Annotated in this window: 12 protein-coding genes and 2 pseudogenes; all 14 read right to left on the bottom strand. The window is 38.8% G+C overall.

From position 1 onward, the window contains the following. Positions 1–13: 13 nt before the first annotated feature. Complete coding sequence (locus NST85_RS07750; protein ID WP_246054035.1) at positions 14–520, bottom strand: A24 family peptidase; 507 nt, start codon at positions 518–520, stop codon at positions 14–16. A gap of 108 nt (positions 521–628) precedes the next feature. Further along, on the bottom strand, positions 629–1,603 hold the full coding sequence (locus NST85_RS07745; RefSeq protein ID WP_341189014.1) for a pilus assembly protein: 975 nt from the start codon (positions 1,601–1,603) through the stop codon (positions 629–631). Continuing rightward, positions 1,572–3,797 (bottom strand): hypothetical protein, encoded by a 2,226-nt coding sequence (locus tag NST85_RS07740; RefSeq protein ID WP_341189013.1) that lies wholly within the window; start codon positions 3,795–3,797, stop codon positions 1,572–1,574. The genes NST85_RS07745 and NST85_RS07740 overlap by 32 nt, the downstream gene beginning before the upstream one ends. A gap of 45 nt (positions 3,798–3,842) precedes the next feature. Beyond that, positions 3,843–4,496 (bottom strand): TadE/TadG family type IV pilus assembly protein, encoded by a 654-nt coding sequence (locus tag NST85_RS07735; protein ID WP_341189012.1) that lies wholly within the window; start codon positions 4,494–4,496, stop codon positions 3,843–3,845. After that, positions 4,497–4,691, bottom strand: a complete 195-nt coding sequence (locus NST85_RS07730; RefSeq protein ID WP_127191956.1) for a Flp1 family type IVb pilin — start codon at positions 4,689–4,691, stop codon at positions 4,497–4,499. Positions 4,692–4,746: 55 nt separating this feature from the next. Continuing rightward, positions 4,747–5,622 (bottom strand): type II secretion system F family protein, encoded by an 876-nt coding sequence (locus tag NST85_RS07725; RefSeq protein ID WP_341189011.1) that lies wholly within the window; start codon positions 5,620–5,622, stop codon positions 4,747–4,749. A gap of 15 nt (positions 5,623–5,637) precedes the next feature. Then, positions 5,638–6,438, bottom strand: a complete 801-nt coding sequence (locus NST85_RS07720) for a type II secretion system F family protein (RefSeq protein WP_341189010.1) — start codon at positions 6,436–6,438, stop codon at positions 5,638–5,640. 10 nt (positions 6,439–6,448) lie between these two features. After that, positions 6,449–6,844, bottom strand: a pseudogene (locus NST85_RS07715) (ATPase, T2SS/T4P/T4SS family); the annotation flags it as partial. Positions 6,845–6,938: 94 nt separating this feature from the next. Then, positions 6,939–7,256: a hypothetical protein gene (locus NST85_RS07710; RefSeq protein WP_341189009.1), complete on the bottom strand. Its 318-nt coding sequence runs from the start codon at positions 7,254–7,256 to the stop codon at positions 6,939–6,941. 105 nt (positions 7,257–7,361) lie between these two features. Beyond that, positions 7,362–8,546 carry an IS256 family transposase gene (locus NST85_RS07705; protein WP_341189008.1) on the bottom strand — a complete coding sequence of 395 codons (1,185 nt, stop codon included), beginning with the start codon at positions 8,544–8,546 and terminating at the stop codon, positions 7,362–7,364. Between the two features lie 77 nt (positions 8,547–8,623). Further along, a complete protein-coding gene (locus NST85_RS07700) occupies positions 8,624–10,333 on the bottom strand; it encodes a caspase family protein (RefSeq protein ID WP_341189007.1) in 1,710 nt (569 codons plus the stop codon). Positions 10,334–10,381: 48 nt separating this feature from the next. Further along, positions 10,382–12,166: a recombinase family protein gene (locus tag NST85_RS07695; RefSeq protein ID WP_341189006.1), complete on the bottom strand. Its 1,785-nt coding sequence runs from the start codon at positions 12,164–12,166 to the stop codon at positions 10,382–10,384. Positions 12,167–12,613: 447 nt separating this feature from the next. Beyond that, the gene (locus tag NST85_RS07690) at positions 12,614–13,030 is read right to left on the bottom strand and encodes a hypothetical protein (protein WP_341189005.1); all 417 of its coding nucleotides are present in this window, start codon (positions 13,028–13,030) and stop codon (positions 12,614–12,616) included. 134 nt (positions 13,031–13,164) lie between these two features. Further along, a pseudogene (locus tag NST85_RS07685) lies at positions 13,165–13,287 on the bottom strand (transposase); the annotation flags it as partial. Positions 13,288–13,322 lie beyond the last annotated feature (35 nt).

Raw genomic sequence — 13,322 nt, 5'->3', positions numbered from 1 at the left:
TCTCCCCCTTACTTTAGAAATAGTAGAACGCCATGACAGCACCTGGCAGCACAGCAAGCATGAACGGGAACTGCAGATGCCCTTTGGCATTCGCTTGGATCGGCAATAGGCTCTTCAGAATGACGGCTCCAAGCACGCTATTTAGAACTCCACGTACCCTAGTAAACATTTCCCTTCTCCAAATCAAAATGATCAAACCAATACATCCAGCAGCAAAGATAGAGTACATCATCGTGGACAGAGTTAAACTCATACCACACCATGCGCCAACCCCACCGAAAAGCTTCACATCGCCCCCGCCTACAGCTCCTACCCAGTAAAGGATCATCATCAGTCCAAAACCGACACCAAACCCTTTGAGTGCAAAAACAGTTCCCGCACTTCCTTCCAACAATGTATGAACTAAGATTCCAAGAATCATACCGCTCACCGTGATCACATTTGGTATCTTCATTGACCTGATATCAGTTATGAATGCGATAATAAGCAAAAGAAAACAACCCCAAGCCCAATATTCCACATCGTATCCCCCTTAAAGTTTTGTAGCGTTACTTCAAAGATTACGGTTCGTACAAAACTGCCTCGAAAGCATACGCTAAGTTTTGTTAGCGTTACTTCCATGATTACACTATTTGTTGTTTGGACTGACTACGTCAAATACCTCTGTCGTACGTAACCCCTCCTGTGTCTCGAGGACGATCGTCCATGTTCCAGGTGTAGTGTTCCCACCGACCAGCCACTCCCAATCTACGATTCCACTAGCATCTGCCGTTGCTTCCCCAAGATATTTAGCCTTACTGGTACCACTCTTGTAATATACAGTTAGCTTTGCTGTTGTAAAGGGTTCAATTTTTGCAGAGACCTTAGCCTTATGCCCTGCATAGGCAGGATCAGGTTTAGAGAGAATTACGGCATGTTGTCCTTGCTCTACTTCCCCTTCTCCGGCATTTTCATTTAATTCTCCGGTATCTCCAATCCAAAGACGCTCCTCGGCTCTCGATTGAAGTACCAATTTCCGGTTCGTAAAAGGGACTTTGACAGGCAATTCATAACTAATTTCTATTCCAAAATAGGGATTACTCCCTGTCCTTAAATCAGGAACGGTTACACGACTGACATGCAGTCGCTCTTCATGAAGCAATGTTCCTTCAAGAAAAGGGTGCAACAGAGGTTTCATCACCGGATCAAGTACGCTTTCGAGCACACTATTCTTCAAATCCTGAAGTGGTTCGTCTCCTTTAACCGCAGCTTCTCTAATCCATTCATTTAGCGGGGAGGGTAAGTCAGCTGCATATTGATCGGCCCAGTCCACTAATGATAGCTTGGGTATCTTAAGGTTAGATGCATTCTCAGTCTCATTCACATTCTCTTTGGCATGCGCCTCCACTGCTAACGCTACTGGGTAAATATGTGAAGAGACGAGTTTCACTGCATTAGAAGCCAACGTATTCATTTGCGTTGTTAGTAGAGTCATCTGAACCATATAGATAAAGAAAAACACAACGATTATAAATACTGGCATAACCAAGGCAGCCTCAAGCACAATACTCCCCTTTGATCCCACTATCTCTTTAGTACGAGAAGTCCGCTTGTTTATCGACATAATATCGGCTTCCTTCCACTCTCCCATTCAATGCCCCAACCGATCCCATGGCTTTGGCGACACCAGGTAAGAACCACAAAGTCATTGCTGTAGTAACTTCCCCTTTCGCATACGTTGCTCTCTCATCCGGATTAATTCCGGTTTCCATACGAATAATGGAGAGCATACGTGATAACCTCTTATCGCTCCTTCCATGTAAGAAGAGAAAGATTCGTAAATGATCTTTATACGTTAATTCAATCTTCATAAAATCACTAAGTGGGATACTCCCCTTCTGGGCAAGAGTCACCATGTCCTCTATCGCCTTCTCAACCCCATATAGTAGAGCAGAGACCAGAATGAGCAGCGGGTTTCCTTTATTTACGTTCTTAATAAAACCTTCCATTGTTCTGATAGCTAGGCGCATAGTGAAAATCTCCCCATACGCAGCTGCGATATTTCCAGTTGGATTATTGAATCCGTACAGTATGTACTCCACTTCCTGCTTATCATAAGCAAACTGTTCACTTAAAGCTTCCAACTTCCCAGTACCGCTACCCTTCAGCAGCTCATCCAGTGTGCTCACATCAAAATATTGAAAATAATTTGCGATATATTCACTCTGAAAACAACTATCAGACATTCCACTCATAACACCGGATAATCCACCATAAAAGGTGTCCATACTTCCCATAGCATCTTCTCCAGCGTCATATGGATCCTGTGATAATGAAGATCCTTCCGTTCCTTCCGCGGAAGAGGCATCTTGATTAAGTGTTCGATTTTCACTGAAGTAAGATTCCAATTGATCAAATTGCTCCTGATATTGACTCAATTTATTCTTTAGTTCCTTAAGTTGGGTAAGTATGTTGCTCGCGTCCTTTAATTTAGCTCCGGCTTGATTCTCTAGTTGTTTGCGTTCATTATCATATGAACGATATCTCTCAAGTGTTGCTGCATTTTCTTCCAATATATTGCTAGATCCATGATCCACATATTTCTGCAAAAAAACTTCTACTTCTCGACTTGCTGTCACTACAACCGACTTCATCGAGCCACTCGATGATGAGGCCGACATTATGGAGCTCTCTTCAGCAAGCATAGAACTCATCTCACTTTGTAGTTGAGTCAACTGTAAGGCTTGTCCATCAATATCAGATTTAAAATCTGCAATTAAATCATCTGGAAGTAATAACGATCGACTTTGCTCACGTATTTTTGCGATTTCTTGGTTTCCAACAACACTCTCTTTGCCTCCGGTACTCTGCCCTTCAGATACAGAATTATAGCCATCTTGTGCTGATCTTTGCTCTGATTGCTCGATAATCACTTTCATCTGTTCATTAATTTCCGAAACTTCACTCAACAAATTCCTAGCATTCGCCAAGGAATCCCGATGTTTTACTTGCGCATTCATTATGGACCGTCCCGCTTCGCTGAAGATATTTGATGCGCCAAGTTGATAAAATCCTATACTCATACCGTGCACTCGTTCCAACAATTCTCGTTCACGATCTGCTTCAACCATGCTCTGATAATCAGCATATTGCGATGCCAGGTCAGCAGCAGTGCGAGGTATACCACTAACAGACTCATCCGATAGAGAAAGAGAAGGAGAGCGTGGTAACAATGACGAAAATGATTCCACAGTTAACGCTGCCTTCTTTTGATTGTCTAGCAACTCATCAAGCTTTGCTTCTCTTTTGTCATACAGCTTCTGTAATTTACCAAGTAAATCTACCGTATTAGACGTCTCCTTCATTACCTGTGCCATCGGCTTGAATCGATTTATGATATCTATTGCAAAATCGATAGGCGCTTTATACTTCATTTCCTCTCGTATTTGTGATTCAAAAACAGAATATATCCCAAGTGGTCGTAATAATTCAACAGAGGATGAGTCCAATTTTGCTCTCAGTAAGGGTAGATCATCGCTTCGAACCGCAAGATCTAAGTTATCCTGCAGCACTTTAGACATAATATAGTTCTCATCCGTCTCTCCATATGCGAATAGACCGTATTGCTCTACTAGCTCCTTATCAAAAGCTGACAGGAGGGAGCGAGCTGCGGCATGAGTTAGCGCTTCCGTCTTCGTCTGCAGAGCATACATCCGAGCGAAGTCAATGAAGATCGCAACAAATGTAAAAATGGCTGTGAAGGTCACAATTAGAAAAATCGTTACTGCACCATTCTCTGACCTGTCTCTATTAAACATTCTGATTAGATTCCCCCTCCCTTAAGTCAGCACAAATTTATTTGATCATTTGCCAAACATTTCGAGCGCATCACCAGCCTCGTTCTTATCTACATGATCTTTTCCAGAACCTTTGAATTTCGCGCCATAATATCGTGCCAGGTCCACAGTCCGAATCCACTCTACCGGTTCAACAATGTAGGAAGTGGACTGGCCTCTCTGAGTCACATCACCAATCACTCGCTCCAATGGGGCAAAAGGTATAAGTCGGTTCATGGAAACCGTGATTTTACGAAATAATAATTTATTGTCATATCGCATTACTCCATTGACCCCTTGCGGAATTTCGTCACCCGTATGGCTTAACTTCTGTAGGGGCAATGGACCATCAGAATTAACTCCACTAGGTAATTGCAAGATTGAAGGTGAAGATTGACCACCCCATCCAAATAGCGCCTGCATCATCCCATCATCACTCATTCGCCAATATAAGGAATCGCGTTCTTCAATCTGGAAGGCTCCCGTCCGAGGACTACGATGACTGTTATCCCAGGTGTAAGCACTCCGTTCTGCCGCTACGGTTGCCATATGACCAAGCAGCACATTCTGATATAAATACAAACAGAAGAACAACATTATCAATATGAAGGTGAAGATAGTCGGGAATACTAGTGAGGCTTCCAACGTGAAACTTCCTTCCCGATTTCGAAATAGATTCATCTAGTTCCCGTCCATAAATTCATCTGTCTTACTCGACGCCTTACCAAGTAAATTTTCAACAATCTCTTTCAACTGATCTCTGAATATAACCGCGATGATCACAATCACCGCAATAATCAATATCATTTCTAACATCCCAAGCCCATCTTCATTACGCCATAATCCCTTGGCCTTTACACGAATCATTTCCAACATTAGATACCCCTCCTAAATAGATAAAATAAATGAATAGTGACCCTCTTCTCTCAAATTACAAGTCCATGATCATAAACGCTGGGGCGCCTACTAATACAATGATGACTAAAAATAGTAACATCATCGGGAACATAAGCTTCGAAGATGCATGTTCTCCCAGCGTCCGACTAACCACCTTACGCTTCTCCCATAGTGTGTGGGACAATTCATGTAATGCCAGAGCAAGATCATTACCCCCACGACGAAAATTAAGTAACACCGAAGTAGTAAATGCAGACACCTCCTGGATCCCGCAACGTTTACTGAATCCCTCTAATGCTTGTTGAAAAGGATCCCCACTCTCCCACTCCCGTTGCATTTGAAATAGTTCACGGTACAAAGGGTGACTCTCTTCCCCACGTTTTCGTTCAAGACATTGTTTGATCGCCTGCTGAACCGTGGATCCAGCCCCGACTAGCAGTATGATTTTATTTAGTAGTTCCGGTAACTCCAGAATTACCTCATGCTCTCTTTTAACTACTTTTCGATGAAGATCATTCAAAAGAGCGGCCGGAAGCAGAACAGCAAGTGCAGTTCCCATTATGAGCACAGTATTATCCCCACCCATGAGCAAAGAGAATAAACATCCCGAGGTTAGCAGTAACCAGCTATAAGTGAGCATTTCGGCTAGAAATAGCAGTGTGAATTCACCACTACGGCGGTCTCCGCAGATTTTCTGTACGGATCGTTGTATTTTGTAGAAAAAAATGGGACACCTGCGTGACAAAGAGATCAACATAAGCAAATACAACATGGGCGGTGCTAATTTTTGAAGTCTCAGTCCTTCCATAACCATTCCAGCACTATCGCCATATTGCCCAATTGAGCGTATGAATAAGAGTCCCCATCCCGATATCATCACGAGCAAGAGGCCTCCCGTGAACCACATCATTTATATCCACTCCTTTCACACTTTGATGTCCATAATCTTCATCATTAGCCAGGCACATAAAGCAAAAACTATCAACGCTACAGCCGAGATCACCAATCCTATGCCACTATGCATCGGTGACATATAATCTGGAGAAGACATATCCATAAATACAAGAAAGAACAACGGAGAAACCATCATTACCTTGGATTCAAATCGTTTCTGAGCAATCATGACGCCGATCTCCTGACTAATCTCCAGCTTCTCGCTAATAATGGCCGAGGTCCTTCTAATGATCTCTACGAGATCCCCTCCCGAACGCTTACACGTTGTAAATACATCTGCAAAATTTCCTATGTCCTCACTCCCCGCTCGGTCACTGAAATCCTGTAGTGCTACTTCAATTGGTTGGCCGTATTCCAACCTCGTACAAATAATCCCGAGTTCCATCATTAAATCGTTGTCCCCACCCGGATACAAAAGCCTTAAATCCTCAATCGCATCCCGGAATCCATTCTCCACCGAGCGCCCTGCCGCGAGTGAAGAGGATAGTGAATAGAGTGCCTGTTTAAAGTTCAGACTGAGTGCATCCCTTCTTCGGCTCAGCAAATATTGACTCCAATATTTTGGTATAAAGGCCGCACCCCCCGTCATGACTAGCGCGAACCAAAATGAATGAAAAAAAACGTAGCCTATACAGTAGAGCCCTATGCCACTGGCTAGCAAGCATGCCCACTTCTGCCTCACAGAAAGAACATAAACTTTATAATCTGGCAGCTTCCCCAGGGAACTAGCTACGCTTGTCCCCTGTCGCCTTAACAATGCCTTCATACCCATCCTCCTCCCCTCAGATGCTGCCAGAAGTCATCCCCGCCATCCGCAGCTTATCGTCATGCAGCAGTCTATTGCCCGTTTCAGTCAATCGACCGACAATTTTACCCTCGATCTCCGCTTCCTCTTTGAAAACATAAAGATGATTAAGTATCACCTCCCCACCCTGGATACCAGCTACTTCAGAGATTTCCGTCACCCGTCTAGAACGATCACGAAGTCTAGATAAATGAACAAAGATATCGATCGCCGACGCAATCTGTCCACGAACAACCGCCAGCGGCAATTCCGCCCCACTTAATACCATCGTCTCCAACCTACTGATCATGTCTGCAGTCCCGTTTGCATGCCCAGTAGATAGAGATCCATCATGTCCAGTATTCATCGCCTGTAGCATGTCAATTAAATAGGACAACAAAAAAAGGGCTATTCCCATTGTAGATAAAACTACTTTTGGGATAGTCCCTTTTTTGTTTAATAAATTTATATTTTGATAATAAATATTATTACTTCCATACTAATATTTTCCCCGTTTCTGTTACCCCAGCCAAGCAAGTATTATCATGATTTATAGAAGTGCTTACAAATCTACTTTCAGTATGATATAAAGCTCTTTCACCTGTATGAATATTACCAACATAAAAGTACATCTTATCTTTATGATTATATTCTTTACTATATTCAATTACTATTTGATTTTCTATCATATTACCAGATTGGTCATTAATAGAATACCCTTCATCCAACATTCCCACAGTGTAAGTATTATCACGATCTTGTATATTAACTAGTTTATATTTTGTATCTTTTTTAGAGATAATCAAATTATTATCTATTATTTCTATATATCCTTCATTTATAAGAGTTTCTTTTTGGGAGCGTCAAGAATTTTGTGTAAATGAAAATATACCTCTCTTGTAGAAGTTCGTTTAGTTTTTGTTAGAGAACATTGCTAGCAGTTCTGATCGAGCTTGATCGAAGCCAATATGACAACGGGTAGCAAAGCGTTGGTTATAGCTTTCAAACTGTGAAACCAAGAATTTTTCTAGTGCCTCTTCATGGGGAAATTGTTCTTTACGATTAGTGTATTTCTTAATCTGTTTGTTAAAGGATTCTATTAAATTCGTTGAATAAATGCTTCTCCAGATCGGCTTAGGAAAGCTGTAAAACGTGAAGATATAGGGATTTTCTCGCAGGGATTTAGTGACCTTAGGATATGCTGTTTTCCATTTATCACAGAAGGTTGCCAGCGCCGCTTTACCAGCTGCTTCATCGTCAGATCGATAGACGGATTTGAAGTCTTCACAGATCTCTGCTCGATCTGAGACACGAACTTTATGGGCAATATTACGTGCTAAATGAACACAGCATGTTTGGTACTTCGCCTGCGGGTAGATCTCCTGAATCGCATTCACAATACCTGTGAGTCCATCGGAGATAAACAGAAGGATTTGTTCCGTGCCACGCTGTTTCACGTCCTGAAGGAGTTCTTTCCAAATGTAAGCTGATTCGGTCGGTGCAACGGCGTACGTAAGAACTTCCTTGGAGCCATCCTCACGAATTCCCACGGCAATGTAGACCGCTTCCTTAGATACCGTTTCACGTTTAACGGCGATATAGGTCGCATCAATATAGACGCACACATAGCGCTCCTCAAGAGGTCGTTTCATAAACGCATCGACATGCTCTACCATCACTTTTGTCATGTTCGATATGGTTTGTGGTGTGTAGTGGTGACCGTACATTCTCTCGATTAGGTCGGCAATCTCCGTCATCGTGACACCCTTTTGAAACATGTGGATGACAAAGGATTCTAGCGTATCATTCGAGCGTTTGTACGGTGCTACAGTCTGTTGCTTAAACTCTCCGTTACGATCTCGAGGAATGTTGAGTTGCAGGTCCCCATACTCGGTATGAAGCGTTCGGCAGTAGCCACCGTTTCGAGAATTCCCTGAATTCATACCTATACGGTCATATTTTTCATAGTCTAGGAATGCAGTAAGCTCCGTCTCTAACAGGTGATTCATAGCACACTCTAAGTGACTGCGAAATACTTCCGTTACATCTTGTTTTGTGACTAGAGCTTGGACTAAATCTGTTGTAAAATGATTCATAGGGAAGACCTCTCTTTGAATTGTTGTGTGGTAACTCAATTCTACAAGAAAAGGTCTTCCTTTTTCTATTTATCTATTTACACAAAATATTTTACGCTCTCTTCTTTTTTCTGAAGAACAAATTGCTTATCATAAGTGAATAAAAAATTATCTAAATAGACTAATATGTCTTCATTTAATTCCTTAATAAGGGGTATTCCTTTTTTCAAAAACGATCTTTTGAATTCAATAGTCTTCTTTAAATTCTCAGATATCAATGTCATACTTTTGTGATTATATAATATTAAAAATTCATCAGACTTAGAAAGATAAATATTCCCCATTTCACCAACAGTTTCAATTATTTTTGACTCCCCATCAGATTCATGATAAGACCATTCCAATTTATGGTCATAATAACTTAATATAATTAATGAATCTTTGGTAAAACAATATTTTACTTGCGTGATATCTCTATTTTCTTGATCTTTAAGTCTGAAAGAAGATATACAACTTATTGAATCCATGTCCCATTTACTAACTCTTAAATTGTCATCAATAGCCACAAGAATATTTTTATCTTCAGCAAACTTATTCCAAATGTACTTTGCGCCATTTTCAGTAGGTAACTCTAATTGATGATTTCTCGAATGTATCCCCATTAATTCAATACTTTCTTCTTTAATGTAAATTTCAGCCTTTTTGATCCGAATGTCATTGTTACAAAGAAAGAGCATAATTGATACAGTAAGCTCTTTATTATTGATCATTTCATATACCAGTTCAGCCTGTCGTCTCGTTAATATAGCCGTATAAGACGTAAAAGGAGCGATATTCGAATCCATTACCCAGTTGAACCACTCAATATTCAAAAAGAAGACATTATCATTAATGATATGTTTTTCTATTTTCTTAATCTTTCCTGCATGCAGAAAAATTTCAAGATACTCTTGAACTCCTTTAATAAAATGTTCATTATCTATATAGTTTCTTCTATTAAAAAATTTATTTAAAATTTCTATTTGTTGTCTGTTACCTCTAGATAGAGAATGCATTTCGCTTCTTTTTGCAATATCTGAATTTGTTGCTTTTAACTTCAAGACTAATCTACCTTCCAATGATGCTTTTAAACATGGAATTTGCTTATATTGAGCATCCTCCATATCACGTACTACGGAGGAATAAAGCTCGGTTATATCAATTTCATCTCTTATTTGATTATCAATAAAATCTTGCAGTTGATTAACTAAAATAGAGGTAAATATTCCATTGCTATTATCAGAAAGATTGTACGCCGCATTTATATCATTTGTTGCTGTAATTATAACTTTTCCCTTTCCGTTTATATCTAACTCTTTATTCATAACCTTAGAAATATCATTCTGGTTTCTTGCTAGAATACCACTATAACAACAATCAACTATGAATAATACTGATTTTGCATTGCACTCTTGAATCCATTCATTTAAATCTTGCATAGATATTTTATCGTTTGCATTTGAATAAGTGGAATTATATGTAATTAAATATCCTCTGTTGTCAATAATATCACCATGTCCTGCCCAGTATAAAACTAGGGTATCACTAGTGCCACAATTCATAAAAAAGTCCCTTAATTTCACATCTACTTTTACGCTATTCACATCTTCGCCCAAAAATATACTAATCTGAGCATCAAAATTCTGATCAAAAATATCCTTCATTGCTGTTATATCTTCTTCTACACTTACTAAATTTGAATATTCTGAATTATTCTTGTAAACAGATGCACCGATTAAAAGTACATTAATTTTTGTTCCCACACTCATTATCTTCCTCTTTCTAAATACGTATATTTTAGAGAAGCATATCAATGATTAAAGCAACGGAAGACCTATACCCTTCTCAATTTCCCTATCTTTTAGGTAATCCTCTATTGCCATTTCTTCCGGATAGTCATTCATTACTTTAAAAAATAAATCCCTCGAAATATCCCCCTCCGAAACACCCATAAAGTTCCAATATATCTCTTTTTTATATGGCTCAAAATAATTTCCATGAATGAAAGATATATGATCTTCTTCTTCATATGTCGTACATTCAATTTTATCAATAATCCTTCTCAAAACAACATTTGATAAGTTATCGGTATCTATATCATTTAAAAATTTCAAAAATTCTTCATACTTGTCTCTTAGATTTTTCAATTCACGCTCTATATTAACTAACTGGTCTAACTTTGACTCAGTATCACGGTAATCGTCATTAATGCGCTTATGACGGCTTTCAAATTCTTTCTCGCTAAAAATGTTTCTTGTATAGAATTTAAAATTAGCGTCCCTTTCGATCCCTAAATCGTTCAATTTTTTTTTAAAAATATCTATTTTTTGATCAAGATTATTCATGTCATATTTAGTCTTAATAATGTTATTGAGATTATTTTTATGTCCCCGATTATTTTTCTTATACTTTTCAACTTCTGCCTTAACCCAAGCTATTAGTTCTCCTTCTGTTTGTCTGTTACGATATGAACAAACAAGTTTCCCCATTGAATCATTGTTACGACACACCCAATAAATATGAGATTGTTTATTTGTTTTCTGCACCTTTCTTCTTAAGCTCCCGCCGCAGTTTCCACACTTAAGTATATTAGAAAAGATATGTACAGATGAATACCTACCATTCGCACGATTAATCTTTCTAACCTTCTTCTCCACAATATTTCCTTCCACATCTTCAAATTGGTTTTCAGTATAAGAAAATTGACCAAACTGAACTAATCGCTTCTCTTTCTCAATTTGTACAAGTCTAAAAGTTTCATCATCAATAAGCCTTAGAGTTTCATCTTGTTTAACTATCTGATCTTCTAAAGGTATCTTTTTGATAGTCCCTCTATTTATGTCCGTTTTTTGTGTTCTATGTAACCGTATTTCACCAGTATAGATTCCATTTTTAAGAACTTTACTTATCAAGCTCTTATCCCAGGCTTTTATTCTCAATTTGGTTGGAACCCTTTTCTCAGTTAGTACTTTCGCAATTTGTCCTAAACCTTTACCTTCATGTAAGTAAAGTCTAAAGATTTCTTTAACTATTTCCGCCTCTTCTTCATTAACCATTAACTTTCCGTTATTTATATTATATCCATAAGGTTCTCTTCCACCCCAAATCCCCTTTTCATATCCTTGTTTTTTTCCAAACTGCACGCTATCTGACTTTGCCCTAGACTCCTCTTCAGCGAGAGCAGCAAATATTGTAATTTTAATGTCATCCGTCCTATCTAAGGTGTTTATGTTCACATCTTCAAAATATACTCCTATACCCAACTCTCTTAAGTCTGCGATATATCTAAGAATTTCTTGAACATTACGACCAAAACGACTGATATTCTTTGTGAATATGATGTCAAATTTTTTTGCCTTTGCATCTCTAATCATTTGTTGAAAGGCTTTTCTATATCTTGCAGATTTAGCTCCAGAAAAGCCCTCATCAATGTATCCCTTTCTTGGTCTTATCGAACCATCACGTTTACAAAAAACTCCACAGTCAGCAAATTGATATTCCTTCTTCACAATATACTCCTCAAAAAAGGAAACCTGATTATCTATTGAATTTTTTTGTTCATCTGTATCGGTTGAACACCTAGCATAGAAAGTAGCTCTCATATAATATCCCCCCAAATTATGTATATCACATCTATTATAGAGGTTATCATTCGAATACTCTTGATGCAACAAAAATAGCCGTATATCTGCCTCCCCATACGACTACTTTTCAAGCAATTTTGAATTACTCTAATTATTAATCACAAATTTATAACCTCTCCCTGTGGCTAGATGTGAAGCGGGCCTCACCGAATAGTGGAATCATTTTTCAGATTTAAACCTACCCCCACTATCTTCTCTTAAATCTTCCTCACACTCTGCATGAAATGCAGTTTTCATAGCCTCTAATACTGAAAATAAAGAAGGCATATCATTACCCTAGCAAATACACCAAGGAAACAGGATACCTTCTCATTTTATTGTCTATTATGTAGATTTGATGTTTAGATTTGATGCTATGTTATGTTATAGTGAACCCTTACCACCAACTATTCCCCTATTAATCTATTATGCTTTTCCTGCCTCCCAATTATGACCACACTTCAAACAGGTAATTTTTACTTTTTTACTTCCAACGATGCCACCAAGCAAACCAACTGGCCCAAGTATCAAGCCTCCAACGGCTGCCTTGCCTAATCCAAATCCTTTGTTTCCAGCGGTTATTTGAGTTGATTTGCACTTAGGACATTTTATTAGGTCTTCTTCTTCAACATTATTAGTCATTATATTAACACTGATTGTTTCATTACCTTTGTCAAGCACCTTAATTTCTGTAGAAGAGTTTCCACAACGACAACTTACCACAGAATTAATACTATATCCATTTAAAGACTCTTCACAATCATTTTTTGAAACCGCTTGTCTTTTACCGCAAACTCTACAACGAACAAAATAATAATTATCATCCTCAATAACGTATAGCATATCATATGCACCACCCTATTTTTTCCATAATTCTAACATTATCGCCAAAATAGGTCTATGGCATTAGAAAGAATTATTTACTAATGGTCATAAGCTACTAGGGAGGTCACCCTGTGAGAGGTGTTTCAGCTCTTTTAAAGTCTATCCATCTTCTCTAGCATCTTCTGCTTACTTGGATTTGTGTACATCAAAGTTGTATGGATGTTACTGTGTCCAGCTTGATTTGCTACTTCATGAACTGACATATCATTTTCTATCTAATTTTTTTATGGGTCAGATTTTCATCTGGTTA

The organism is Paenibacillus sp. FSL K6-2524 (assembly GCF_038005525.1).
GTDB lineage: Bacteria > Bacillota > Bacilli > Paenibacillales > Paenibacillaceae > Fontibacillus > Fontibacillus anaericanus.
Note: the sequence above shows the minus strand (reverse complement) of the source record. Positions and strands in the feature narration are given on the sequence as shown.